Below are 711 nucleotides of genomic sequence, written 5' to 3'. Positions count from 1 at the left end.
CAAAAGCTTGGTTTGTTGCTGAAAGGTGGACTTTGTTTTGGCGGCTCATTTATCACCGCTCTGGCTTGGGTTGGTTCTTGAATCACTCAATCATCGCAATTGTGGTTTTTGGTCGTGTAAAGTGGTTTTATCTCATTGAATTTGCATAACAAACGGCTCAAGAGGGATTGCCAACGCGTGGCGGCTTTAGTGCAAAATTGCAGTTCAGTGTTTACGGTGTGTTTTTTAAGTTCGGTGGTGCGTTGTCAACCCCTTAGCCGGGCGTTAGGTGTCTTTAGTAACGCAGCCATCAATTGAACTTATTTTTCAAAATGGCCGTAAAATAATGAATTCATAATATTACGGAGTTAAAAATGAATCAGATTAATCCGGCAAAATTGCGTAATAGCAAATGGACAGCTGTAAAACCGATAAATCGAGAGAAACACTTTTTGGTGTCAGAGGTTGACTATGAAGAAGACGGTTCAGTAACTTTGTGTAAGTTAGAATCTATTCTTTCCAAAAATGAATATTCCATTGATTGGCTTGAGTTAAAAAATGAAGAAAAATGGTCTCAAGGTTGGACATAATCGGCATTTGGGTAATACACCTAACAAACGGCTCAAGAGGGATTGCCAACGCGTGGCGACTTTAGTGCAAAATTGAAGTTCAGTGTTTACAGTGTGTTTTTTAAGTTCGGCTATGCGTTGTCAACCCCTTAGCCGGGCGTTA

The 711-nt window shown here is 40.4% G+C and carries 1 protein-coding gene; it reads left to right on the top strand.

Annotation, left to right across the window (positions count from 1 at the left end; genetic code table 11):
- Nucleotides 1-353 precede the first annotated feature (353 nt).
- The gene (locus AACQ79_RS15515) at nucleotides 354-569 is read left to right on the top strand and encodes a TIGR02450 family Trp-rich protein (protein ID WP_129533108.1); all 216 of its coding nucleotides are present in this window, start codon (nucleotides 354-356) and stop codon (nucleotides 567-569) included.
- Nucleotides 570-711: the final 142 nt, after the last annotated feature.

The sequence above is a fragment of the Vibrio sp. 3-2(1) genome, from assembly GCF_963887575.1.
GTDB classification, from domain to species: Bacteria; Pseudomonadota; Gammaproteobacteria; order Enterobacterales; family Vibrionaceae; genus Vibrio; species Vibrio anguillarum.
Note: the sequence above shows the minus strand (reverse complement) of the source record. Positions and strands in the feature narration are given on the sequence as shown.

Coding starts and splice junctions, on each gene's coding strand:
- AACQ79_RS15515 (WP_129533108.1), top strand. CDS start 354: ATGAATCAGATTAATCCGGCAAAATTGCGTAATAGCAAATGGACAGCT.